Genomic DNA, 25620 nt, shown 5'->3' with positions numbered 1-25620 from the left:
TCGAGCGTGTCGTGGATGCTGTCCTTCCCCGCGTTCTGGACGCGCTTCCGCATCGTGAAGTAGCGGTGACGCTCGAACTTGATTTCGGGAAAGTCGATAACAAGCGTGTTCTCGACGCCATTCTCGGACAGGGCGGTCAGAGCCACGTTGTCCTCGTTCACGTCCACACCGACGACTGTCCGCGAGTTCTGCTTGTCACGGACAGTTTGCTCGGTGTTAGTGACGTTTACGTGCAACTCGGGGTTGTCGTCGTGGAACAGGGCTTCCGCTGTCCCAATTTTCCACTCGTCGCTCGTGAGTGCGTTCTTGAGAATATCGAGGTGGGCGTCATCACCTTTGAGAACGCCTTTGACGTGTTTGTACGGCTTCGCGCTGATTCGGAACGCCACGTCGCCGTCGTCGGTGAGCGACAGGTTGTACCCCTCCTCGTAGTTCGCTCGGAGGGGGTACGCGCCGTCCTTGGTGTGGCTCGGTTGGCCGAAGTCGTCGTATTCGTAGTAGTTCTCTATCGCACCGAGTGCCTTCGCAACGACACGCTGAGTAGTGTTCTTCACGAGGTCAGCGTCGTCGGCTACCCTGTCGGGAATGGCGTTCCAGTCCACGCCTTCTTTGGCGAGTCGGATGGTTTCGTTGTACGCCCACCGCGCTTCGAGGGTGGCGTCGTACAGCAGGCTCTCGTTGTCACTCTGGATGTTGAGTTGGAAGTCCAGCGTCTTGACGAGAGCCTGTCCGTCGGTCATTCGCTCCAGTACAAGCGTAGTAGTGTGATTATCTTGAATGCCAGCCATCCACAGTGAAAGTGGAACACTTACCTGAGCTTACGGCCTTCACCCCCGGGGTCAAGCCCCGAGGCACTCGGCCTGCTCCGCCTGTAGANTCCACAGTGAAAGTGGAACACTTACCTGAGCTTACGGCCTTCACCCCCGGGGTCAAGCCCCGAGGCACTCGGCCTGCTCCGCCTGTAGATAGTGTAGCGGTCTGGAACGTACTGGTGGCCAGGTGAAAGCGTCGCGATAGCCTTCGACAAGAGCCGCGCCGAGAACAGTGAGTCGCCGTTGTGGTTCGACAGGCGGCCGGATTGCAGTGGCTCCCAGCTATCGAACTCGTGGTCCGCTGGTGGCGTCAGTGTCGTCCGGGCTGTCGCGATCAGGTAGTCAGCCCCGTCGACAACTTTGGCGGCGGTGTTCGTTACATCTGGAATGAATTCCACATTACCCCCGAAGTCGGTCATCGGCTCGTTGTCCCAGCGCAATGCTTCTGGATGGCCGGCGACCGGCACCGGCGGGCCTCGGAAGCCCTCGCTTCGGATATGGGATTTTGCTTTGCTCTCGCAACCGAATGTCTCCCCGCAGGTGCACTCGAACGATTCGTCGTTGCGATAGTAGCCGTCGGTATCCTGTGAGCGGACGAGTTCACCGTCATCGTCCATGTAGATGGTNTTCGTCGTTGCGATAGTAGCCGTCGGTATCCTGTGAGCGGACGAGTTCACCGTCATCGTCCATGTAGATGGTGTCGACATACCCCCACGAGTATGACGCCTCGATCTCGTGTTCTTGATCTGGCTTGCTGAAGTCGAACCCGGCTTGCTGGTCTGGCTGTCTGTCCTGTGTTTGAGTCGGATCAGTTGTAGTCATCCTCTCACCCGACAGAGGAACAGAAAATCGCCCGATACAGCGTATTAACCAACAGAAGCGATGATACTAACCGGCTGTTGGTTAAGTGTTGTGAATACGGCCTCTTTGTTCATCCAACTGGCTGAAACAACCGGTCAGTGAGCGTGCTTATTGAGGATACCCAAAAGGTTCAGCCACAGTCGCTCACGGTGCTGTCTCTCTATAGATTTGCTTGATAATCTCCGGGGGTTTATTGAGCGTGTGCTCGTTAAATTGTCCTTTGCTCCCTTGGTGTTGGTTCCGTGACTCGGTGATTTCAAGAAATGACAGTTCCTCCAAAAGTTGTCTCACACGCTCATGGGTGACTGGATCGACAGCGTGCTCATTGCAGAGTTTTTTGTATGCATCTAATACCTGCGAGGTCCGGAACCACCCTTCATCAGAATTACTAATTGTAAGCGCTGCGAGTGCTCCGATAACATGCTGGGAATGGGCTGGCAAGCCCGTAATAAGGTCGCGAAGCCGTTCAGCTTCAGCCATCTCGCGTACTTTTGGAACATCTTCTTCTGAGATAGTATCATAACCGTTTCGTATGGCGTATTTGCCGAGTGAAAACAACAGTTCAATACCCTTTCGGGCGTCGCCATGTTCTTTCGCAGCGAGAGCTGCCACCCGGGGGATGACTCCCTCCTCAATCACCCCTTCGTGGAAGGCGTCTGATCGGTTCCTAAGAATCTCCCGTAATTGGTTGGCATCGTATGGGTCAAACACGTACTCTCGATGGCCGAACGAACTTTTTGTCCGCTCGTTCATCTGATTCCGGTAGTCAATCTTGTTCGAGATTGCCACGATACTAATGGGTATATCTATTGAACCATTTTCTCGAGCCCGAGAAAGAATCATCAGTGGGGAATCATCGCGAAGTCTGTCGACTTCGTCGAGCGTAATGGCAACACCATCGTAGTGCTGGTTAAGGATCGACCATAGCCGCTCATAGTATTCATCAGTCGAAATACCGCGGGACGGGAATTTGACGCCGCTTTCAGGAGGGTTGATGCGACGGCCAATATTGCGCGGGACTCGGGCAGGACCGTCAGTTTGTGAACAGTTTATATAGGCAGTTCCAACACTGACACCACGACGGTCAGCCTCTGCTTCGACTCTGCCCATTACATGTTTAGCGACAAGCGACTTTCCTGTTCCCGTTTTTCCGAAGATCAGCACCGAACTGGCCGGTTCACCAACAACAAGAGCCCCAATCTCGTGAGCTACCTGTTCAATTTGTTCGTCACGGCCTATAATGCGGTCGGCGTCAGGGACGTGATCCGTGTCGACGAGGTCTCGGTTCTTGAAAATCTCGTTCCGATGCTCCACGACAGGAGCGTCGAAAAGGGGGTCGCCCCCTTGGTCCCCTGCATCTGGCATATCTCGCATATCTTATTGATGGCACAAAAACCTATGGACCTAGTTTGGAGTGAAGATGGTAGTTTTAGCTCCTCATCACTAATTCTATTGGATATTCAATTGACTCCAAATCTATCGGAACACACTGGATTTGGAGTGTACTGGGTGGTTGTATCATATGCCATCAAAATGCAGTCAAAAGGTCCTCAGATTCTGCTGTTGATGAGACATCTCTGTGGAAGATTGGATAAGAGTCGATACTGGGTGTCCATATCTGAAGTCTATTCTAGGAGTTGGGTAAGAAGCGGTCAACACACACACCGGATTTGGAGTCCAGAAACGCGAGAGGCTGGGGACAAGCTCTCGAAGTATGTTTACCGATGTGGCTGGACTCCAAATCTGGTGTCTCCTTCTAGTCTAGTCTAACTAGAATTTGAAAGGAAGGGAAAGATGAGACAGCACACTGACTTCTCCCACGACTGAAGTCGTGGGGTTCTGCTGGCCACAGACCAGCCCCGTCACAGACGGGCATCCCCACGCGGGAGTTCGCCGGTCGGATGCCGGCGTTCTGAGCCAAGCCAGTGTGGCTCCCGGGCCGGACAGCGGCTTTGGAAGGCTTGCCCGGACCTCGGACAGGCCACCCTTCGGGCGGCCTGCCAATGAAGCTTACGCGCTTCATCCCACGAGTGAACTCGTGGGCTTTGGCGCTGTTACCGCTGTAAGTACAGCTTCCGTAAGCGCGGGACTCAAGCACACTCATATTGAGATATCTCGACTCCAAATCTGGTGTGTGTGTAAAATCCCCCATCAGGGGTCTGCTCGTGATTTCCTCCCAGGTATAGACTCCAAACTTGGTGTGTCTGCCGCTAAACTTGACGTTTAATTCTTGGGCTGTATTGACCGAAAGCTCTGTCACAATCTCGTGAATAAGACAGCCGTATTCGCAACGACCGTTAAGACGATGACCACCGTTTCAGGTCGCTCTGGGCGTTGGTCTGTCCACGGAACGACAGCCGGTCAGCCATTGGAACGCTCACCGCTTCGCCGTTGCGAGCCACGTAATTATTCAGATATCGGTGGTCATCGTCGCTGTAGCTGCCGTCCTTGTTTGGCTCGCTGTCGGGCGAGACGTAGATGATGCTAAACGCCGGCAAGCCAAACGCTCGAGTTTGCGAGATTTGTAGCACCATCGCGTCACCGGGCCCGTGGCAGTCAATGAGGTCCCCACGATGCAGTTGCTCCCCGAGCGGCGTTCGAGTGGCTTCCGACCGGGAAAGTCGCTGTCCGTCGCGATGGGAGTTCCACGGCTCAAGGAGATCTAGCTCTTGATCTGGGCAGATCCGTGCTGTGGAATCGTCGATCAGCTCCACGACGTACGGGTTTTGCTGGCCGAAGTGGTACTTGTAATCCGGAGACCGCCGGGCTCGCTCGATGTGGGTCTCTACTGCTTCGGCTGCCATCTCCCGGGTTGGGAACAGTCCTTGCCAAGAACAGTGGTTGTCCGAACAAACAGCCAGAAAGCCAGTCTCTGTCATCCGGATCACCTCTCGGTCCAGTGGCGCGTCGACGTGGATATCCGCATCTCGGTCGATATCGCAGGTTTGCGTGCTATCCATTTTGCCCTCCCTCCCCGCCGTCAGTTTCAAGACTCGTCTGCCTCGTGGCAAGGAACCGCTCAGGGACGTTCTCGAATGCATCCAGCCCAACCTGCTCGGTTCCCTCGACGTCGACGCCGCTATGACTGGTTTGCCACGTAGCAGACTCGCGCTCAAAGCCGCCGTCGAAGGCTGAAAGCTCTGCTCGACAAGCGGGCTTTGCAGTTGCTTCAAGTTCCTCAGTGCGGTCTGAAAGCCAGCTCATCTGGTCGAACATCCCGTCGAAGTTACGCTCCTGGAAGGGGAGGCGAACTGTCGCTTTCGGGGGAAGAGCAGTGTAGGTGTCTCGCCCAGTCCGAATCGCAGTTGGCCGGCCGTCGAAGATGTCGCGCTCACGCAGCGCGTCGACGTAGTCGCTGCCGGCCAGAACGACCAACTCCCGACAGGGGGACTCCTGCTGATCGGCAGCGTATGGCCGCCGGAGCCAATCGCCCAGCGATGAGTGGACACGGAGCGCCCACTGATCTAGTCGGCTCTCAACTCGGTCCCCTGACGGAAGCCGGTAATGTGGCTCTCCCTCGATGGGTTCGCCGCGCAGGTCCTCAATGGTCGTATCATACGGAGCGACCGTCTGCCGGGGCATCAAGATCCCGTGTTCTGCAGAGAGAACCGCCCAAGTGTTCGCCCGTCGGTCAGCAGTTCGAGCCCACTGGACAGCTGCCTCGGCATACGATCGTTTGACCGAGAAGTACGAGGATGTATAGAGATCTCGAGCTGCAACTGGCTGGTCGGTTTTCGCGTCGCCGCATCCGATGAGTACGAAGCGGCCACGAGTTCGCTCAGTCTGAGTGGTAGTCATCTGTTTCCCTCACCCCACCAGGGAGTCACAAAACTCTCTGAGGCTGTCCGGTCGGCTCTAGCCGTGGACCTCAGTGGGAGTGAGTCCTGCCCGGTATTCCACCCTGTCTCGTTCGTGTTGGCTCCGGTACGCGAGCGTCTGTCCGTTCTCGTACTCAACGACAATCGCATCCTCAAGGCCACTCACAGTTGCTCTCGAACCGTCAGCAGCCCAGACAGGGTCCATCGGTTCCGCTGTTAGCGGGCTCCGGTCTTTCTCCGTAGTCGGCCACACCCCCCGCGATTTCCAGTATGACCGGATGTGTCGCAGGCTCTCTCGAACCGTCTCCCGGATCGAGAGGTGGTCTGCATTGCCGTAGCCGTATGGTGAGAAGTACTCGCCGTGAAGCGCCGCCAGATGAACCCCGTTCCAGTCGACGCCAACGATATCGGCTGGTTCCTCACCGGTCACACGCGGCTGTGTTAGCTCCTCGATCACCGGATACTGCTTCGTGGGACTTGCCCCCAGCAGATGCACGCGCCGCCCTCGCCAGTCCACAATATCCGTGTACTCGTCGGCGGTCTGGTCGGAGTAGCCCATCGGNGGACTTGCCCCCAGCAGATGCACGCGCCGCCCTCGCCAGTCCACAATATCCGTGTACTCGTCGGCGGTCTGGTCGGAGTAGCCCATCGGATAGCCCAAGATGATGTCGTCGTCGATCACGTCGATTGCGTCGCGGCACTTCGGGACGATGATAGCCTCCATGTCCGGAAACTTCCGTTTCAGCTCCCGTGCGGCTTGGTTGTACCGACGTACCTCCTGCCGGTCGTATGCGTCGCCGAGCATCCCGACCGATGGCTCGTACTGCTCGAAGCGCTCAATGTACCGGTCCAAGTCTGGATTCCGGAAGTCGTTGTCTAGAATCTCAATCGGGACGTCGACGTTCCGAAGCGAGGACTGGTAGGTGTAGTCCTCGCGAACGCCGACGGCGAATCCAAGCCGGTAAGCATCGATTACGAACGGTTCCCGGTGAAGGAACCCGATATACTCAGCCTGCTGTGCATCGCCGACAGCCGCCGCTGACCAAGAGTGTCGAGCCTCAGAAGACATGAACAACACCGAGCGCGCCCACTTGGCGCGCCCAGCTGGCAGGCGCGGCAAAAACTACTTTCTCGTGTAGATTACCCCATCTAAGTCAGGGAACAGGCCACCGACGGTATGGCGTGGAGAGAACCCAGAAAGCCCTTCACATATAGGATCACATTCCAAATGATGCCCTCCAGGCGCGAACTTCTCGGCGGCCTTAGTGGCGTGGCTCTCATCGGAACCGCCGGCTGTCTCGAATCCAGCGAATCACAGTTCTCACCCGGGAGCGATACGACGACTGACTGGCCAATGCCCCGCCACGATCCCCACAACACGGCGTTTACACCCGATGCCGTGGCACCCCGAACGGACGTCCGAGAGCGGTGGGCCACCGATATTGGTTCGGATATCAGCACGCCGGCCATTGCGGACGGGATAGTCTTCGCACCGGATGCAGAGGGACTGCTCGCGCTCGATGGAGACTCGGGTGAGGAGTTATGGCAATTTGCACCGACCCAGCATCCTTGGCCCTCACCGCCGGCGGTCCACGACGGGATCGTCTACGTTACGACGAGCGATGATGACACGGTTTTCGCTGTCGATGCTGACACTGGCGATAAGCTATGGTCTCTGACTGGTGCCGGCCACATCCACAGTCCGCCCCATCCGATCACCGGTCGACTCGTCAGCGAACCGTTCGTACTCGTCGCAAACGACGATGGGACCGTTCGCGCGCTTGACCCAGCGAACGGTGACGAGCACTGGCAGATCGATGTATTCGGTGCGGTTAGGACAATGGCGTTCCGCAGCCCTCGATTATATATTGGTACTGTCGGCGGCGAGGTGTATGCATATTCCCTCAATGGCACCGGAGAAGAACCGGGAGAACGCTGGCGTCGTAAAGTAGGGAGCCAGATCGAAGGAATAGTACCGACGGACAACGGCATCGTTGTCAGCACGTTCAGTGGCCCACTCCAGAACCTACAAGATGGAGCCAACGCCGGCATCAACGACTGGATAGCCACCGAGAGCCACACCGGATCACCGCCCGTCCACGCTGGGTCGTGGGTATACAGTACGGGCTGGGACTCACTTTCGTCGCTCCGCGTCTACGACAAGAACCGTCACTGGCAGGTGAGCGCAGACTTCGATAACGCGGCCCCTGTCGCGGCCGGCGACACCATCTATGCTCCGGTGAAAGGTGATGTTCACGCATTCGATCTATCAGGTGGTGTCGGGGTCGGAGGAATAAGGGTTGGTGCAACACGATGGACTCATACCATCGAGAGTGGTGGTATTCAGGGACTTGCCGTCGGTGATGGGGCGCTGTTCGTCGCCTGTGAATCACACAACGAGGACGATTCGACACTGGTCTGTCTCGAACCACCCTGATTCTCGGCAGTTCTTCACAGAGTTGTACGGAGAAGATACATTGATTGATACCCGGTATCGGAGATTGTTCCCACCTCATAGGTGAGATCTGATTGGCACTCAGTTGTCCTTCGAGCCTTGCGGGAAATCATGTCATGCGGAGATTTTTCAGTCATAGATGTGGCCACTTTGGATCGGAGGCTCGTCCGTTTTCGTTATTCTTGAACGGACCTGATTGATATCCGTGGGAACCTACCAGAGGCGTCGTGGTATCCCCTGTGGCGTTCCGTCGCTTCAACGAGTACGTCGCGTGCAAGGCCAGAGAACAGGACGTAACAGCTGTCCGAGTGGACTCCCGGAACACGTCGAAGAGGTGTTCGATGTGTGGGTTTACTGCTCCCGGCTGTGGTATCGGTGTTGAACGCATACTTGACTCTCTCCACCCAGCAAGGAAGACACAAAAAACGGCTCTCAGGCACGTCTGGAAAAGCACGACCGACTGCTCAGCTGGCACCTTCGACGGCGTCGATCAAATCCGCCGCAGTCGCTGAGATACGGTCCAACCGGTCCCGAAGCGTCTCTGGTGCGTCGCCGTCCCACGCCGCTAAGTAGAACGCCGAGTTGTCGGGGTCCAGCCCGAAGTGACGACTGACCACGTAGGCGACTGCCTCAGCCTCGACCTCACGCTTCGACCGCTCCGCCTCATCCTCGACATTGAAGTGAAGGTCTGCATGGGCGAACTCGTGAATCAGTGTACTCGCGAGGGCGGCCCGATTGTCTCGGTCGACCGCTTCGACCATCGGATTCGTCGTCATGACGTTCCGACGCTCGCAAACGCCCCGTGCAGACCCATGCTCCCACTCCTCTGAAGCGACGATTCTCGCGTCGACGCCGATCTCGTTGGTCGCGTCCAAGAGGTCCTCGACAAGTCCATCCGGGTCGCCGTGAGCTTCTGTCTCTAGTTCGGGAAGCGGCTCGCCCTCAGTCTGGGAGATATCGAACACCGACGTTGGCCGGAACCCGACTAGCCCTCGCCGCCACTGTTCGGGCTCTGTCTCGTCGTACTCGCAATCTGAGTTTTCGTGATACGACGGCGAGTTCCCGCATTCGGGGCACTTCTTCGTGATGATCGGAGCCCAGATCCAGATCGCGTCCTCGCCTTGCTGGACGTACCGGTCGAACTCGTCTTGCCACGTATTGTAGCCGGCGACTCGCGTTGCCTCAGGACACTGGAGCTTGATGAGTAGCGTGTTCCGGGCCGAGTAATCGTGGAACTTCGACTGCACATCGAGCCACTGCTGGAACTGCTCGCTGGCCTGCGCTTCGTCGGTGAGGTCGGCAAGATCCTCGACCCACGCATCGAGTTGGTCGCGCATCTCCTCGTCCCGGGAGTCCGAATCGTCGAAGGTGCAAGTGGTCTGCTGGCTGGACTGCTCTGGCGTGTCTGACTGTATCGTTGACATCGGTCTATCTTCGGGACGCACTCTCGGGCACGCCCCCGCACCTCCACTGGGGGACAGAAAATTCGCTGTTTAATTTAAGACACATTGATATCGTGTCTCCCCAGTCTACGATGCTTCGAGTTGTTCAGTTCAGGTGGCGCTCACAGCAGCTGAGTAGACCACCCCAATCCGAGTGAGTGGGTGGCTAACTCCTTCAACGCTGGACTAAATAGCGTAAAACAGTAGTGAAGATTCCCAATGCAGTACCTGCAAGAAGGCTGAACTGCAATGAGCTCTCGTCTACTAAGAGGACGACCGTGACGCAAAGAAACGCTAGGATCCCAATAACTACGCACTCAGCTCCTAGCCCGAATCGGCTCCGAAAGAATTGATTGCTAGTGGTTTCACTCATTGCTATCTGATATATATCTCTGCAGACAAGTCCTTTACGTGTGCTATATGTGTGTTTGTGACAATTGATTCTTTCCGAAAGTAGTTAACGCAAATAGATAGTCTTGTAGCTCGTTCTGTTGGCTTAAGAGTCTAACAAACGCGAATCCGCTACTCCTCGCCTCTAGCCTCCCAGCCCTTGTGGAAGTACACCAGCGCCATGTCGGAGTCAAAACACTGCCCGGACGGAACGTGCTGCAAGACGTTTTGTTCTGGAATCGGTTCGACCACTCCCTCATTGAGTAGACTGGTAACGACCTCACGCCCTCGTGGCTCGTCGATCTCGACGGTATCGGGACGCTGCCGGTCACGGTCCTGTGCGATCTGTTCACGCTCAAAGCGTTCGTAGTCTGGAACGGTCTGGTCCATAGAGGAAAATCCTCACCCAGCCGGGGAGACACAAAAATAGCGCTAACCAACAATGGAGGAGTATGGCGGTCGGTGTTGGTTAAGACACACCACCGTTTCTGCAAAACGCTCGAAGCTGAGTCAGTTCGGGAGCTTCGGCGCGATCACGAACTGCATCGCTCCATCGGCGTCGGGGAACTCCGATTTCAGCACGAGTGGCACCCCGTCTCCGATATGTAGAACCCGATTCGTGCCGTCTGGCAGGCCAGCATTTGCCGATTTGACCAGCGACGAGTCAAGTTTCACTGCGACATCCGNCCGATATGTAGAACCCGATTCGTGCCGTCTGGCAGGCCAGCATTTGCCGATTTGACCAGCGACGAGTCAAGTTTCACTGCGACATCCGCGGGCTCGAAGGCGATGAGATCGGTGTCGTCCCACCGGTAGGTCATGCTGTCAGTGTCGCCGTCTGCGGCAAACCGCACTTCTCCGGCATCGGCGTCAACAGAGAGGGCAAACCGGTCGGCAAGCATATCGGCTGCGTCGAGACCGAGCGAGATATCGTCTGGACTCAGGTGGACAGTCGCCGGGATGTCGATATCCGGCATCTCGACAGGGTAGCGGAGCGATTCAACCGCATCAAGCTCGATGGTGCGCGTTATCCCGTCGATGTTGATTTCTAGTGTGCTGTTTGCCGCATCGAGTGCGAACTGTGCAAGGTCGCCTGCATCGCCGATTGAGAGTGCATCGCGAACTCGTCCGACATCCACTCCTAGTGTCCCTCTCCCTGCATCGAAGGAGTTGAACGAACTCCCAGAAACACGCAAGTCGACCATCGCGTGTCCCTGCAGGTCAGCCGCCCGGATGGCGATTCCCGACTCTGTAATTCCTATCCGTGTCTTGTCTGNTGAACGAACTCCCAGAAACACGCAAGTCGACCATCGCGTGTCCCTGCAGGTCAGCCGCCCGGATGGCGATTCCCGACTCTGTAATTCCTATCCGTGTCTTGTCTGCGACCGTGCCAGCCGCCGCGAAAATCCGCTCAAACAACTGGACCTCGCCACTGATCTGCAGATGCTGCGGGGCATCGAGCGACAGGAGGTCTGTAGTGTCGATTTCTGCGTCACCGTCCGCTGGCGTCTCTGACACGCTCGTTTCGGCGTCTGTGGTTGCTGCTTCGGTACTACTGGCCGCTGTGGACTGTGACATTTCGATTTCCCTCCACTTGCCGGAGGGCGCACAAAATATGCCGTTGGCGGCGTCGATGTCACATTTGCTGTGAATACGGTTCTGTATCCATTATAGGGGGTGAAACAACTGCTCTGGAAGTGTGCCTATTGACCGCGAAGGAACGGGGACACAAACGCATAGGCGCAGATGAGTAGTGTGATAATAAATAGAGGAAATCCTAATCCATCTTCGTCAGCGATGATGAGTCCGGCTGTGAGGATTGATACCGCCATAGCGACGAGTGCTGTGCGGATTGAACGGAGGTATATACGGAGCGTGGCTTCATCCGTCATACGTATGCCGGATATGGATTCAATATCAGCCTTGCGAAGCTAATGTCTTATACCGAATCCTGCTTGTCCGACTTCTATGGACTGCTGCCGTCATGAATATGTTCGCCGTATTCACAACGGCCGGTCAGGGGATGACCGACGCGAGGCGATGAGTATTGTAGTCGACCGTCCATCGCGAGTAGTTCCGTGTGATCCGATACTCGCGAACGACTGCAACGTCTTCCAGCGACTCCTCGGGTTGTTCCCACGTAAACTCGTAGCCGGCGATCACGTCTCCCTCGTCGAGATATCCGACCGGATGGTCCGGCCCGTCCCACTCAACCGAGATTGGATCGCCACCGTTTGGGGGTTGGACTCCACGACTGACTGTCCCCTGGATGACGGATGGATCGCTTGTCAACCCATGCAGTTGTGCTAAGTCTCTCGCCGCGATTTTGAACTTGTCCTCCTCGCCGATGAATGAGTGCTGGGTTCTCCCGCGTACTGTTGCGTACTCTACGCTCTCGATATCGACACCGAGAGCGTCGGATAGCAGGTGGGCAAACTCAGCAGCCCCCGTGCGGACCGTTTGGTTCTGCTCCTCGATCTGCAGGGTCGTCTCTGGCGTCCGAAGCTCCCTCGTGTATGGATTCTCCGGCCACTCAACGGGCATACAGCTGCACAAGAGCGTCCCTTCTGGACCCGTCAGAATCCACGGCTGTTTCCCACACGGGATAGCGGTATATTGCGACGCAGTGTATCGGCCACCGCCAGTGAGGACTCGCAATGCCTTTTCCAGTGCTTGGGCGTCAATCCCGTACCCGTAGCTGTCAGCGAGTCCGTCGATGAATGTGACTCGGGTGTCAATGGAGTCAAACTCGCCGTACGTGTTTGGAATTTGCAGGAGGTCGCCAGTTGCGTACTGCTCAACATATGCCCCGACATCCCCATCGACGACCCACCGCGTTTGCTGTTTGGTTGCTCGACCAGCCGACGTGTTGATCGACGACGCTGGCCGCTGCGTTGTCAGCCCCCAGTCCTCGTCCGGGGCGGCCCAACTGCTGTCGTCGCGGTCAGGAGCGCGACACGTCGTCGCACATCGGGCGATGCTTGCGGCATCTGGATCAAGGTCGTTGTCGGCGCCGTCTCCGTCTCCGAACGTACCGAGTGAAAGGTCAGTCATCCTCTCACCCGACAGAGGAACACAAAATTTTGTCGGCGAGGCCAACCGCTACAGGTGTTACGACTTGTTAGACAACTCGGTTACGGGCGTGCCGTCGGGGCCAGTATCAGAGAATCCATTCCCCGTGTGGCGTGGTCTTGCTTTCTGGTCGGCGTGCATATCATCGGCGCTGTCTATCAATGACAAAGGGCCGGCAGGTTCGATATTTGAGCCGCGAGCAGCCGAGTGTGTGACTTCCACGAACACTGACAGGTATGGATACGAATAGCCCACAGACTGCGACCGTGTGGAGATACAGCACGAGAAGCCAATTCAGCAGTCCTGTTGCATACGAGACACCGTCGACGATGCAAACAGGTGTGTGGCACGTCGATCCGAGGAGCACGAATGAAAAGACGGCAGAGGCGCTCCGTGAAGAGACTGTTCAGGACAAGCAGGCTAAATTGAGAGCCGGAGGATCGCCTTGTAGGGGTATGAGACGTATTTTATGACACACTCTTTTTATTCCAAGGCAGTTTCTGAGATGCGATTACTGGGTCAATGAGAGATAGTCGTCTACAATTTCCGCGTATCGCCCCTGTTCAAGAACATACTCATGGCGGGCTTCATCACTCAGCCTTCCGTGATTGAATTTTGGCCGCCAATAGAGAAGATTACCATCGACAGCACGCGCTTGATGATGGGGGCTACTCTCCGGGCAAACTCGAATATCTAGAACCGGTTCTGGACGAGTAATGCAGTGTTCTACTCGCCAAGAGCCATCATCAAGAGCAAACTGATAGACAGGATGCCCCTTGTCAGAGATACAAAAGTCATTGATTTCGAAACCATCTGCGTGGCCGTACTTCTGGATAGAGTCTTCGTACTCCATTGCCTCTACACCGAATTCGTTGGCCAGCTCAATCGAGTGAAATACCTCAGACGCACTAGAAGCATTACGAGTTACCCACGTAGCCGTTTCTTCATTAACGGGGGTTGACATCACGGTTTCTTCTGGATTAGTATCATCGCCCGTGTTCTCAGACTCAGGGAAAAGTTCCGAATCGTCTCCTGTGTGAGCCTTCTCTGGTTCACGTTCCAAGTCTTTCGCTCGTAGCCCTCCTTGATCCTTGATCACCTTGAACGAGAACGCCATCCCAAGGGTGGCATCTTCCCGGCGAAGTGGGAGCCTTTGCGACTCGAACATGATAGTTTCTGAACAGCCTTGGACTGCCAAAGACCCGTAGTGCATATTTAGATAACGGAGCCAGCCGATTCGACTCTCACCCGGTTGAAGCGGTTGGTCCCCCGCATGGTCTTCTCCATCGGTCGACTCATCAGGTTCGTCACCGTCTTTCGGTTCCAAAAAAAGAGCTCTTTCTCCGTCATTTGAAACAACCGCACGAACTGAATCAGATTTCGAAAGGCTTCGGTCACTCAACGCATTGAGACTAAAATAGAGCGTTTCCCCCTCCAATTTAGCGTAACCGTGCCCGTCAGAATGATTTAGCCGGGTTATGACGCCTTCTGACCAATCTAGTTCGCCCTGTTCGGCTTGGCGTCGGGCTTCTTCACTCTGAGGCAGTTGTCTACCGTACTTCGTTTTGCCATCTCCGGCACCCGCAATGTTTGTTCCATCGGTGGATTCGATTTGGCTTGTTCCCTCGATGGAGCCGAGATTTTTCGCACGCATTCGACCGTTTTTTCGTTGGAATTTGAATGAAACCTCTTGATTCTCAGAGAAGGATTCGTCCCCCGATTTGAATACTAAGTCCTTAGTGAGTTCATCACTTTCCACAATTCCGTAACCAAGGGAACTAAAAAATCGAACATTACCAGAGAGGGAGGAACTCTCACCATCAGACCGCCCGATAGAATATACAGACCAATCCCAGTCCAGTTGGAGGCATTCTCTAATTTCGTCAGAGATTGAATGTCGGCTTGCACCATCGAAATCCCACTCATCCAATTTCAAGTCATATTCTGGGATATTGACCAGCAATTCACATATCGCGGGAAAACGTTCGAATAAATCGTAGTAATGCCTATCTGATGCCTCCTCTGAGCCATAGATTTTCCACTTATCAAGATTGCCGTCGCTGACAAATAGTCCCTGTGGGTGGCCTGATTCACTGCGGTATGTGATTATGAGGTCAATTTCTTGATCAGCTTCTCTGACATCAACACATCGCATTTCATAGCCCTTCGATACAACGTCATAAGCCGGATCGCCCTTGCTTGTCTCGATTCCCACCACTGAAATAGGGCACTGGGAGAACTCTCGGATAGAGCGGCAACATATCTGTTCATCATTTGCTTGGTAGAGTAGGTCTCTGGCCCGTTCCTTGGAATATTTGCCGTTATGCCAATCAACCAAAGCCGGGTAGATATCCTTCGGAACGGTGATTGATTCTCGCTTCTGTTGCTTAAGAAAGGTCTCTAATTTTTCTTTTTTGTTCCCTTTTAGATTCAGTTTTTGTTTCTCTAAGTGGGTTTCAACTTTATTTGTAGTACCGCTATTTCCTGTATAGATGTAGCCTCGTTCCCAGAGTGGCTTCAGGAACCCCCAGCCGATGGTATCGCCATCTTCATATCCGATCTTACTGAGGAGTCGCGCCGCGCTTCGATAAACCTGAAATGTAACAAAGGTTCCGTCGATATTAGTTCGGAGGTACACTCCGGCATCGTTCTCGTATTCGTGGAGGACTGGCACGTATTTTGAACATTCTCTTCACCTTAGTATAGATGTTTTTCGTTACTGGGATTGTGTTACTGAGTGCAATTTCTATAGGGTTGATTTTGAGCCCACAATCTACTGGTTCATTCTAAGAATATTCGTTGACAGCCTTGAAACAAGCTATCAGTCCATCTGTATGCCTCCAATCCATTTCATTGTACGCGTCTTCGGTAAACTCCCGGAGTTCGTCGAGCTGTCGCTGTCAGTCCTAATCTGCTGTCGAGAAGCGTGCGTAGATGCCGATATCGATCATATTTCTTGTGGTGCCTGACGAGTAAATAAGGAACCCACCTTTTCACGAAACCATAGAAAGCACTAGCTTTGCGAGAGAAGTCAAGAAAGAATACAGCTATTCATAAAAGGTCATAGAGAGCTTCACAGCTTCGACTGATGTCTCGTATCATGCCAAATCCTATTGAGAATTGGATGTTATAACTCGTGTAAGGATGTCCCGTCGTCACTCTCCTAATATAGATCTGTATCTTATTTCTGAAGATGTTGAGGACTTTCCAGCGGTTGAATCTGTGGAAATGCGCGACGGCGGATTAGTCATCGAAGCAGCGAACCAGTCTTTCTACATCTTTGACTCCGGCGGGCCTCACAAAAAATAGAGAAGATACCGGAGGACGCTGATTCAGTACTGGTAACTGTTCAAAACGGCTTCCTAGAATTTCAGGGGGAGGATATTCTACTCTATGAGCTGGGAGATGATCACGAATACGGAGAACTTCTCAGACAGGTCTTGACCGGAGAGGCCGTACAAACGGAGTTAGGGAGTGAAGAGGTCTCAAAAGAACTTGCTGAAGCTGGTTACGTATACGGCTATATACCCCAAGCTATTGCTGAAATCCTCACAGGCTGGGCAATAACATCAGAGGACGACTCCGTCCTTGATATCGCTACAGGATCTGGAACTTTACTCGAACAAGCTGCGACCGAACTCAACACGGAAAGCCGCTTGACCGGAGTCGAGATACACCCTTTCATCGCTAAACTGGCAAAAAGCAGAGTAGGAGATATTGAAAACGCGGAAATCATCAACCAGGACTTCTTCGACTGGAGAACTCCTGAACAACTAGAGCTGGGCGAGGAACACCAAGAAGATGACTCTCAGGACAGATACGATGCTGTCGTTGGAAACTCGCCGATATCTGGTTTCCTTCCACCAGAGCAACGAGAGAAAGTCAGCGAATGGATCCAAGGTAGAACGCCTTCACTTGCTGCTGCTTTCGTCGCCAAAGCCGTAACCCATCTCAAAGACGGTGGACGTGGAGCATTCGTACTACCGAAGAAGGCCTTGAAAGACGGTCTCCTCGAACAGCTTACTGAATCATGCAACATCCATAGAATCGTTGAACTGCCGTTGGGACCCTTCAAAGACGCCCACTCAGTCGAATTAGCCGTTCTAACCTTAGTCAAGGAGGAGCGTGATCCTCAAATCAGGGAGACCGGGATCGGCCGGTTCAATCAAATGGAACTGCCCGATAACGCACGAGGCCTTTTCCAACAACCGTTAGACGCGATAGTTGAAAACCGTTACAACCCTTATGACGCTGAATTGGTGAAGGCCTCTCACGCGGACTTGGAAGGGAGAAATGTTTTGAGGATACTTTCTAACCCGTCAATCTACGATATCATCACATCTGAAACCTTCACAACGCTTGGTGATCTTTCCGGCGTCGAGATAGGGAGCGGCGTGTCTACAGGCAATAACGAATTTTTCTATTTTGATCCGAGTGAGAAAGAGGAATCAGGTATCGATGAACGGTTCTTCCGTCCCGTGATCAAGAATCCTCCCGGCGATATACGTTCTATTTCTGAGGAAGTGATCGATCTATATCTGCTAGATCTTACTCGGTACGTGGAAGAGTTGAGAAGTGATGGCGTAGAGGTCACGGAGGAGAAAGTGCTCGCAGAGCTGGAGAATGACTGCCACACAGAACTGATCGAATATATCGAGGACAGTCCTCTTCACCACCGAGGAAATGGGCTCTCGTTTATCCCGAACTATCTTGGCAAGTTCCAGAATCCGGATTTGATTATCCCTGAGTTTTTCGATGAGCCTGTCTGCTATACTGTTGAGTTAGATGATGCTGTATTTGATTCGACGGTGATCGGTGTTCAAGTTGATGGAGGCCAACGCAGGGATGCTTTAGCGCGGCTGCTGAATACTCCTCTTTACAAAGAGTTCTTCCAGACGTACGCGGAGTCAATGGACTTGAACTGGTACCGGATCAACATCACCTCTCAGCTAAAAGAAATCCCGATCATCGAGCAGGCATTGAATGAGGATACCTTCGAGAGACTGGAGCCTTTCTTCCCTCCAGAAGACGACAACGACCTCGTCAACCTGAACCATCTTCTGATTGAGAGCTGTGAGACAGAAGTGGAGAAGCGGTCCTTACGACGGTACTTAGCTTCAAGAGACAACTTTGCATGGTCCTGGTTCTTGACCTTACCTGAGTTCGAGGAGTTCCAAGAGCTGCTTGAATCTGATCGTGAACAGGCTCAAGAGTTCGTAGTTGGCCAGTTCGATCCAAAGCTTCTGGACCAGGCACGTCAGACCTTCCGGAACGTCGAATTCTTCGAAGACAGACGAGAGCTTTTGGATGACTTACTTATGGAGTTCGAGGAAGGCCACTACAGAGGTTTCCTCGCCGGAATTGTACTACAGTTCGAAGGTGTCCTCGGCGACCTGGTGGAGGAGGCAGGTGGTGACATCGTCGAGGAAGACGGTAAGACCGAATTCAAGATGCCAGGAAAAAATCGGTCGCAGAAGCGAAAGAACCTAGATAACCTAATTTCTCAGTTCTTCGACGGCGTATTCAGCGAATACCTGCACGAGACAGTAAGACAACGTCGAAACAAGATAGCACACGGAGATGTAATCGAAGACAGCCGAAAGCTGTCAATACACTTCTTCGTCTCCTTCTACGCCCTCTGCAACGCCTGCTTGAACGAATACGTACGAATAGCACAGCAACAAGAGTCTGCGGCAGTGATCTGAACAGCGTTCACAGTTGTTTTAGAGATCATCAAGCCCAATTTTTCTGGCCAATAATATAACCATCAGAACCAGAAATCCAAGAGTGAGGAGCTGGCCCAGAACGCCAAAGACAGGATGCACTATCTCACCGATCACTCCTGGAACCATCACCCACAGAACTACAGCAGAAACCACAAACCCGGCAGCGTAGATGGTGTTCCAATACTTTGCAGAAAAGTAGATCCCTCCGAGAATAGCGCCAGTGAGTACCAGATAAATGAGTCCTGCCGCTAGTCCTCCATAGACCTCCTTAGTCAGTGAAACAACTGTTACAACTCCCACTGAAGGTAGTACAAATTCAACGGCTCTTGCCAACCCATCGGAACCCGTAGGCGGTGCCATTGTCTTTCCTTCCAAACCAGATTTTAATTCCCTTTCCTCACACTGGGGTCTCCCTCCCCCCTTTCAACACCTTCCTCCCCCTTAACCGAGAACTGGAAAGGCACCAGCTGGACCAAAATATAGAATGGCGATTGACCGACATTTCTGACTGTTGGTTCTTATTGGCTGGATCCTGTCAGTTATCCTAGTACTGTCCGTATTTTCCGAGACTTATCCAGATTGGCTCTCTTGGTACACCTGTTGACGGAGATGTTTTGTAATCGCTTCCTGAACCTCGTCGTTGTCCATGAACTCTGCGAATAGCTCCTGGTTCTGGTCCATTCGATCGATGAACATGCTGGTTAGCGCATCATCGAATTCAAGTGCGAAGTTTTCGCGACTATTTGCGCGCGCAGAACGCCGGAGGTGATCGTCTTCTAGGGCGTCTTCCTTGAGCTGCTCGAGGAACAGTTGGTCGGCTTCCGTGAAGTCAGTCCCAAGCTTCTCGTTGATTTTCTCGACGATAGTCGACAGCTCGACTTCATCATCGGCTTCTGAACCGCCCGTTCCAGTCTCTGTCGGGCCTTTAACCTCACCATCGTCTGCGCTGAGGCCGATGGAACCTTCCTCGGACTTCTCAAGACGATAGTACTGTAGGGCGAGTTCGTCGTCGAATTCCACGGTGGGGTCGTGCGATTGTCTCGGGAGTTCCTTGTACAGGAACCGTCCAAAAGTGTAGAGCTTCTCGAGGTGGGTATCCGCGTAGCTGACGATCTGCGACTGGAACTTATATAGCCGCAGAAATGACCGGAGCGTTGAACGGAAGTCTTCCTGGATTTCTTCCTCTTTAGCGACGAAGCGGTCCCGAGCCGGCTGGACGATACTGCTGAGCTTGCCATGGGCACCTTCCGTCCCTGTGTTGGACGGGTCAAAGAACACTTTCGCGAAGCGGTCGACTTCCTCTTGCTCGTAGATGCGAAACGCATCAAGTTCTGAGGCTAACTGTTGGAGATGCTGTGGATCCATCTCCTCCGTAACGGTTGTCTTGCCGTAGAACGGTTCAAACGCTTCTTTGATTTCTTCCTGCTCGTTCTCGAAGTCCAGCACAAACGTATCCTCTTTCCCGGGATGCTGTCGGTTCAACCGGGAAAGTGTCTGGACCGCTTGGATCCCGGAGAGCTTCTTGTCGACGTACATCGTGTGGAGGAGCGGTTGATCGAAACCCGTCTGGTACTTATCGGCGACGACGAGGACCTGGTACTCCGGAGTGTCGAAGACGTTGGGAAGTTCCGACTCTTTGATGCCGCCATTCATCTCCTTTTCAGTGTAGCTACTCCCATCGTCCTCGACCGTCCCGCTGAACGCGACGAGCGCGTTGAGGTCGTACCCGTTCTCCTCGATATATTCGTCAATCGACTTCTTGTACCGGACTGCGTGAGCCCGAGAGGACGTCACGATCATCGCCTTGGCCTTCCCACCGATCTTGTGCTGCGTGTGGTTCCGGAAGTGTTCGACGATGATCTCGACCTTCTGAGAGACGTTGTGGGGATGGAGTTTCAGGAACCGCGATATCGCGTTCACCGCCTTCTGCTCGGGCACCTGTGGGTCCTCCTCGACGACCTTCGCGACGTTGTAGAACGTTTCGTACGTCGTGTAGTTCTGGAGGACGTCGATGATGAATCCCTCATCAATCGCTTGCTGCATCGAGTAGAGATGGAACGGTTCGTGCCCACCGTCTCCATCGGGTTCACCAAAGGCCTGCAAGGTCTTGGCCTTCGGCGTCGCAGTAAACGCGAAAAAGCTGAGGTTGGGCTGTTTGTTCCGAGCCTTAGCATTTTCTGCCATAGCATCCTCCCAATCCTCGATGTCCTCCTCGTCGACACCCGAGAGAATGCCCTTCATCTCGGCGGACATCTCGCCACTCTGGCTGCTGTGGGCTTCGTCGACGACAACGGCGTAATCCCGCTCCGGAAGTGACTGTGCGTGCTCAATAACGTACGGGAACGTCTGGAGCGTCGTGATGATTACTGGCTTGCCCGCTTCCAAGGCCTCTGCGAGCTCTTCAGATTTCGAGCGGTTCTCGCCTTTGATCGGGTGCACGACGCCAGTCTTGTGGTCGAGTTCGTAGATGGTGTTTCGGAGCTGTTCGTCGAGGACGGTCCGGTCGGTGACGACGACGACGCCGTCGAATACCGCGTTATCTTGGTTGTCGTGCAGCGAAACGAGCCGGTGGACCAGCCACGCGATAGACTTGCTCTTCCCGCTCCCGGTGGAATGCTGGATGAGGTAGTCCTCGCCAGGTCCCTCCTCTTTCGCGCTGGCGACCAGCTGGCGGACACACTCTAACTGGTGATAGCGCGGGAAGATGATCGTCTCGTCTTCTTCGACGGTGATACCGTCTTTCTTGATCTCCTCGGTGTCGATGTGAATGAACCGTTGGATGATCTCCATCCAGCTATCTTTCTCCCAGACGTCTTTCCAGAGATACGCAGTGCGGTGGTCGTTCTCTCGTGGGGGGTTGCCACCGCCCTTCTCGTGGCCTTTGTTGAACGGGAGGAAGTGAGTGTCCTCGCCGGCAAGTTCGGTCGTATAGTGGATCTCGTGCTGGTCGATAGCGAAATGGACCAACGCACCGCGTTTGAACCGGAGGACGGGTTCGCTCGGATCACGGTCTTGGCGGTACTGCTCTCGGGCGTCCCTGTTTGCCTGGTCGGTAAAGGTATTCTTGAGTTCGGCCGTCGCGACGGGGATCCCGTTGACGCTCAGTGCGAGGTCTACACTCAGTTTCGAATTCGTCGCTGAGTAGTGGAGTTGTTGGGTGACGCCGAGGCAATTCGCTTCGTAGCGAGCCTGCAGTTCGGGATTGATTCCCGTGTTGGGTTGGAACGTCGCGAGCTCGATTTTGGTGCCGGTGGTGCGAAGGCCATGACGCAGGAGTTCGAGTGTACCTTGTCGTTCGAGTGCGCTGGTCAGTTCCTGGAGAAAGCGCTCACGAGCGCTGCCTTTGTGAGCAGTCTCTAGTTGTTCCCAGGCCTCCGGTTGGGTTTCTTGGACGAACGAGATGACCTGATCAGGGAAGATGCCCCGTTCGGCGTCGAAGTCGTCGCTGGGGACACGTGTGTAGCCACGTTTCAGCAGGGCGGCGGCAATCTCGTCCTCGAAGGCCGCCTCGTCGTACTGTTTACTCATTTGTGACTAGCCTTAGCTTCATTCTTCACGTCGGACACATCAATCTGGCCCGTGACCGCAGCGGTGATGAGTGCTTGGCGCTTTTTTTCCAGAGAATCAATCATAGATTCTGCATTATCACTTATACTCGACAAAACGGATTCCTTGCTATTTAACCGATTCAATATATCAACTCTTTCATCTTCTGGGGGAAGGATGATTGGAAGTTCTTTAATATCGGTAGCAGAGATAGATGCTAAATTCGTGGATTGTTTTGAGTTGACCTTGAAATAGTGCTTATATGGTTTGGATTCAGTCAGCTTTGATATCCATTCTGAATGCTCCTGATCTTTCGGTCGGACAGCAAAAACGTGGTTCTGATGTATACATGGATTGATCTCACCATTCCACACCGTACCACGGCCAAGCTTATCGAAGTCCCCGCCTTCATTCATTAAAATATCTCCTGGCTCTAATAGATAGTTATCAACCTCAGATGGTGGCAGTTCTATATTTTTAACATTTGATAAGTCTAGATGTCCATCTTGTACATTCGCTACTCGAAGATATGGAACCGAGACAGTCTCTTTTTCTTGTCGGTAACCACCCTTTGTTACCCCTGTCTGAACATCTGCCAGATATTTCAGCTTGACAATATCCCAACTTTGGGGAACACACTGTAGCCACTCCTCAAGCCCTGAAACAGGCTCTTTGTGGGCTGAATATCCATTTTGAATAAAGTCAGTGATTGTGGCTGACGAATACTCGTCTATCCGTTCTAGAAGGCTACGCAATGATTGGATGGCAGAATCTATCCTCCCCTCCTTCTCAGATAGATATGTTTGTATCCGGTGTCCTTCACTATGTCCAGGGTATTGTATAGTGTAGTTCTCTACAAATTCTGTTGGAACGCGTTGCTGTCCCGCAACACCGCGCATTGCCGTCTCCGCTTCGTCCATAAATGGCTTCGAGCGGAGGATATACCAGAGAAACCCCGTACTGACTCCTTCACGCGGCCGTAGAACGTGCAACTCAGTAGTGCCGAACCCAATTCCGTTCTCCAGCCCCCGGCAGATAGCACCCTTCCCGTTCTCAAAAGAAGGAGTGATTTTCGCGATTGCGATATCTCCTTCCCGAAAGTAGGTATATCCGTCGTACACTTCCTCCAGGGGGCGCGTCTCGGTATCTTTGATTTCGCCGTCCGTACCGAAGTCCTCTAGCGGGACGAAGCTTACGTCGGTCTCCGAGTCATGATCTGAAAGTTCCGATTTGGTCGGGTTGATTCGAGCCAGATGCTTCAGGCGGACAGTCCCTTGTTCCTCGGGATTCTCCGTATCATCCGTGAACTCACTGATATTCGCCTGTCCCCCCATTACTCCGTCACCTCACTCAGCAGTTCGACGATTTCATCTTCCAGCTCACGAATTTCGGCGTCGATTTCCTCTAGCGGCCGTGGTGGTTCATACTCGTAGAAGTAGCGGTCGAAGTTGATCTCGTAGCCAACAACCCCCAATTCGCCATCCTGATCGTCTTGGTACTTACTGCTCTCGTTGATCCAAGCGTTCTCAACGTGGGGTTGGACCTCCTCTTCGAAGTACTCCCGCGGCTCCGTCCCCAATGGCACCCGTTCGCGGTCCCGAAGGTCGGTGTCGTGCTCCGGATTCCCCTTGCTATCAGTGACGATTTCGGCGTCGTCGTTCTGCTCGCCGAGCGCGCGCTCTATCGCGTTGTGAACGCTGTTGCGGACGTCGACGTTATTCCGCTCGAAGCAGTTTTTGACTTCCTGCATGAACTCGTCGCGGTCCATCCACTGTGTCTCTGAATCCAGCTCGTAGAGCGCCTCCTTCACCGCTTCCTGCACTTCTTCGTCCCGGTTCGTGAACGCCCGCTCGTCGTCGAGGCTCTCGATACGCTCCTCGGTTGCCTGGAAGCTCATCCGTAGCGGCCGATCGATGACGATGCGACGGTAGCCGAACTCCTCTGTTGGAACAACCTTCGAGCGCCCGTTAGCCTCCAAATCGCCGAAGATACGAGAGATCTCGTCGATGTGGTCTTGGGTGAGTTTGTGGCGCTTCTCGCCCAGACTCTCATCCATCTCAGCGTACAGGTCTTGGGCGTCGATGAGCTGGACGACATCCTTGCGCTTCTCGGGCTTGTCGTTCGAGAGCACCCAGATGTAGGTCCGGATGCCCGTGTTGTAGAAGAGGTTCTCCGGCAGGCCGACGATGGCCTCCAGCCAGTCGTTTTCCAGGATCCAGCGTCGGATGGCTGATTCCCCGCTGTTGGGGCCGCCGTTGAACAGCGGCGAGCCATTGAACACGATGGCAATACGGGAGCCGCCCTCCTCGGGCCGCTTCATCTTGCTGATCATGTGTTGGAGGAAGAGGAACGCGCCGTCGTTGGTTCGGGGCGTCCCCGCCCCGAAGCGGCCGGCGAACCCTTCCTCCTCGTGTTCGCGCTCAATCTCGTCTTTGACCTTCTTCCAGGAAACCCCGAACGGCGGATTGGAGAGCATATAGTCGAAGGTCCGGCTCGGGAAGCCGTCTTGGGTGAAGGAATTTCCGTAGATGATGTTCTCGGGCTCTTGGCCCTTGATGAGCATATCCGAGTTACAGACGGCATAGGACTCGGGGTTCAGCTCCTGCCCAAAGACGTGGAGGTTCGCGTCGGTATTGAGCTGGCGGACGTACTCCTCGGCGACACTAAGCATTCCACCGGTCCCACAAGCCGGGTCGTACACGGTGCGGATGGCATCCTGCTCGGTCAGGGCCGCGTCGTCTTCCTGGAAGACGAGATTGACCATCAGTTCGATGACTTCCCGCGGCGTGAAGTGCTCGCCAGCCGTCTCGTTGCTCAGCTCGTTGAACTTCCGGATGAGTTCCTCATAGATGTAGCCCATCTCCTCGTTTGGGACCTCCTCGGGGTGGAGGTCGATTTCAGCGAACTGCCGGACGACCTTATACAAAAGATCGGCATCGGCAAGTCGGTCGATCTGGTGGTCGAAAGCGAATTTCTCGAAGATTTCCTTTGTCTCCTCGTCATACTGGTTGATGTAGTACTGGAGGTTTTCTGCAATATCGTCGGGGTCGTTACACAGGGATTCGAAGGTGTACTCACTGGTGTTGTACACCTGTGCATCGGCAGCCTTCTTCAACGACGGAGCGACGTTCTCGATACCTTGTTCCTGAAGCTGTTCGTAGCGCTCCAATACCTCGTCCTTGTTCCGCTCAGTTACGCAATCAAGCCGTCGAAGGACAGTCAGCGGCAAGATGACCTTCTGATACTCCGACTGCTTGTAGTCCCCTCTGAGAAGATCTGCAATAGACCAGATAAAGTCCGACTTCTCGTTGAAGTTATCGACCATGGTACAGTGGAAGGTAAGTGGGTATGATAAACGCCACGGAGTATTCGCCCAAAGGACCCGTTATCGACGGCGATTCACTACATACAACACGGCGACACTGGTTCTCCCAAAAAGAAGTTCGGTGACGCAGTGAGAGATCTCATCTCCTTCATATGTGTCGAGGTGTGGGGGAC

General features: G+C 54.1%; 16 protein-coding genes and 2 pseudogenes. 3 read left to right on the top strand and 15 right to left on the bottom strand.

Translation table 11 applies throughout. The features are described 5' to 3' along the window. The 6 genes and pseudogenes from C442_RS19765 to C442_RS19740 form a co-directional block, all read right to left on the bottom strand. A pseudogene (locus C442_RS19765) lies at positions 1-740 on the bottom strand (RNA-guided endonuclease TnpB family protein); the annotation flags it as partial. Positions 741-898: 158 nt separating this feature from the next. Beyond that, entirely contained in the window at positions 899-1429 is a 531-nt protein-coding gene (locus C442_RS19760) for a hypothetical protein (protein WP_239642347.1), read from the bottom strand. 388 nt (positions 1430-1817) lie between these two features. Next, positions 1818-3038 (bottom strand): orc1/cdc6 family replication initiation protein, encoded by a 1221-nt coding sequence (locus C442_RS19755; RefSeq protein WP_008313598.1) that lies wholly within the window; start codon positions 3036-3038, stop codon positions 1818-1820. 932 nt (positions 3039-3970) lie between these two features. Then, positions 3971-4633: a hypothetical protein gene (locus tag C442_RS22350; protein ID WP_008313597.1), complete on the bottom strand. Its 663-nt coding sequence runs from the start codon at positions 4631-4633 to the stop codon at positions 3971-3973. Further along, positions 4626-5471 carry a DUF6884 domain-containing protein gene (locus tag C442_RS19745; RefSeq protein WP_008313596.1) on the bottom strand — a complete coding sequence of 282 codons (846 nt, stop codon included), beginning with the start codon at positions 5469-5471 and terminating at the stop codon, positions 4626-4628. Before C442_RS19745 ends, C442_RS22350 begins: the two co-directional genes overlap by 8 nt. 57 nt (positions 5472-5528) lie before the next feature. Continuing rightward, on the bottom strand, positions 5529-6560 hold the full coding sequence (locus tag C442_RS19740) for a DUF6610 family protein (protein ID WP_008313595.1): 1032 nt from the start codon (positions 6558-6560) through the stop codon (positions 5529-5531). Between the two features lie 108 nt (positions 6561-6668). Here C442_RS19740 and C442_RS19735 point away from each other — a divergent pair, with 108 nt between their 5' ends. After that, a complete protein-coding gene (locus C442_RS19735) occupies positions 6669-7928 on the top strand; it encodes an outer membrane protein assembly factor BamB family protein (RefSeq protein WP_008313594.1) in 1260 nt (419 codons plus the stop codon). A 245-nt stretch (positions 7929-8173) separates the two neighbouring features. Continuing rightward, a complete protein-coding gene (locus C442_RS23155; RefSeq protein ID WP_394324898.1) occupies positions 8174-8458 on the top strand; it encodes a zinc ribbon domain-containing protein in 285 nt (94 codons plus the stop codon). Here the strand turns inward: C442_RS23155 and C442_RS19730 are convergent. The 5 genes and pseudogenes from C442_RS19730 to C442_RS19705 all read right to left on the bottom strand — a co-directional run bounded on the left by C442_RS19730 (position 8411) and on the right by C442_RS19705 (position 15524). Next, complete coding sequence (locus C442_RS19730; RefSeq protein ID WP_008313593.1) at positions 8411-9370, bottom strand: ArdC-like ssDNA-binding domain-containing protein; 960 nt, start codon at positions 9368-9370, stop codon at positions 8411-8413. The genes C442_RS23155 and C442_RS19730 overlap by 48 nt on opposite strands. Before the next feature lie 540 nt (positions 9371-9910). After that, positions 9911-10168 carry a hypothetical protein gene (locus tag C442_RS19725; RefSeq protein ID WP_008313592.1) on the bottom strand — a complete coding sequence of 86 codons (258 nt, stop codon included), beginning with the start codon at positions 10166-10168 and terminating at the stop codon, positions 9911-9913. Positions 10169-10288: 120 nt separating this feature from the next. After that, positions 10289-11052, bottom strand: a pseudogene (locus C442_RS23245) (hypothetical protein); the annotation flags it as partial. 742 nt (positions 11053-11794) lie between these two features. Then, positions 11795-12832 (bottom strand): hypothetical protein, encoded by a 1038-nt coding sequence (locus C442_RS19710; protein WP_008313591.1) that lies wholly within the window; start codon positions 12830-12832, stop codon positions 11795-11797. Positions 12833-13361: 529 nt separating this feature from the next. Continuing rightward, the gene (locus C442_RS19705) at positions 13362-15524 is read right to left on the bottom strand and encodes a hypothetical protein (RefSeq protein ID WP_008313590.1); all 2163 of its coding nucleotides are present in this window, start codon (positions 15522-15524) and stop codon (positions 13362-13364) included. Between the two features lie 766 nt (positions 15525-16290). Here C442_RS19705 and C442_RS19700 point away from each other — a divergent pair. Then, on the top strand, positions 16291-18555 hold the full coding sequence (locus tag C442_RS19700; protein WP_008313589.1) for an N-6 DNA methylase: 2265 nt from the start codon (positions 16291-16293) through the stop codon (positions 18553-18555). Between the two features lie 18 nt (positions 18556-18573). Here the strand turns inward: C442_RS19700 and C442_RS21685 are convergent, their stop codons facing one another. The 4 genes from C442_RS21685 to C442_RS19685 all read right to left on the bottom strand — a co-directional run bounded on the left by C442_RS21685 (position 18574) and on the right by C442_RS19685 (position 25447). Then, positions 18574-18936, bottom strand: coding sequence for a hypothetical protein (locus C442_RS21685; RefSeq protein WP_152418504.1), 363 nt, complete (start codon positions 18934-18936; stop codon positions 18574-18576). Positions 18937-19146: 210 nt separating this feature from the next. Further along, on the bottom strand, positions 19147-22104 hold the full coding sequence (locus tag C442_RS19695) for a type I restriction endonuclease subunit R (RefSeq protein ID WP_008313588.1): 2958 nt from the start codon (positions 22102-22104) through the stop codon (positions 19147-19149). Further along, positions 22101-23456, bottom strand: coding sequence for a restriction endonuclease subunit S (locus tag C442_RS19690; protein ID WP_008313587.1), 1356 nt, complete (start codon positions 23454-23456; stop codon positions 22101-22103). The genes C442_RS19695 and C442_RS19690 overlap by 4 nt, the downstream gene beginning before the upstream one ends. Beyond that, positions 23456-25447 (bottom strand): type I restriction-modification system subunit M, encoded by a 1992-nt coding sequence (locus C442_RS19685; protein ID WP_008313586.1) that lies wholly within the window; start codon positions 25445-25447, stop codon positions 23456-23458. The genes C442_RS19690 and C442_RS19685 overlap by 1 nt, the downstream gene beginning before the upstream one ends. Between the last annotated feature and the right edge of the window lie 173 nt (positions 25448-25620).

Source organism: Haloarcula amylolytica JCM 13557 (genome assembly GCF_000336615.1).
Taxonomy (GTDB): domain Archaea; phylum Halobacteriota; class Halobacteria; order Halobacteriales; family Haloarculaceae; genus Haloarcula; species Haloarcula amylolytica.
This window is presented reverse-complemented; position numbering and strand designations above follow the sequence as displayed.

Excerpts from the sequence above, each read along its gene's own strand:
- C442_RS19760 (WP_239642347.1), bottom strand. The coding sequence starts at position 1,429 with ATGGACGATGACGGTGAACTCGTCCGCTCACAGGATACCGACGGCTAC.
- C442_RS19755 (WP_008313598.1), bottom strand. The coding sequence starts at position 3,038 with ATGCCAGATGCAGGGGACCAAGGGGGCGACCCCCTTTTCGACGCTCCT.
- C442_RS22350 (WP_008313597.1), bottom strand. The coding sequence starts at position 4,633 with ATGGATAGCACGCAAACCTGCGATATCGACCGAGATGCGGATATCCAC.
- C442_RS19745 (WP_008313596.1), bottom strand. The coding sequence starts at position 5,471 with ATGACTACCACTCAGACTGAGCGAACTCGTGGCCGCTTCGTACTCATC.
- C442_RS19735 (WP_008313594.1), top strand. The coding sequence starts at position 6,669 with ATGGCGTGGAGAGAACCCAGAAAGCCCTTCACATATAGGATCACATTC.
- C442_RS19730 (WP_008313593.1), bottom strand. The coding sequence starts at position 9,370 with ATGTCAACGATACAGTCAGACACGCCAGAGCAGTCCAGCCAGCAGACC.
- C442_RS19725 (WP_008313592.1), bottom strand. The coding sequence starts at position 10,168 with ATGGACCAGACCGTTCCAGACTACGAACGCTTTGAGCGTGAACAGATC.
- C442_RS19710 (WP_008313591.1), bottom strand. The coding sequence starts at position 12,832 with ATGACTGACCTTTCACTCGGTACGTTCGGAGACGGAGACGGCGCCGAC.
- C442_RS21685 (WP_152418504.1), bottom strand. The coding sequence starts at position 18,936 with ATGGCACCGCCTACGGGTTCCGATGGGTTGGCAAGAGCCGTTGAATTT.
- C442_RS19695 (WP_008313588.1), bottom strand. The coding sequence starts at position 22,104 with ATGAGTAAACAGTACGACGAGGCGGCCTTCGAGGACGAGATTGCCGCC.
- C442_RS19690 (WP_008313587.1), bottom strand. The coding sequence starts at position 23,456 with ATGGGGGGACAGGCGAATATCAGTGAGTTCACGGATGATACGGAGAAT.
- C442_RS19685 (WP_008313586.1), bottom strand. The coding sequence starts at position 25,447 with ATGGTCGATAACTTCAACGAGAAGTCGGACTTTATCTGGTCTATTGCA.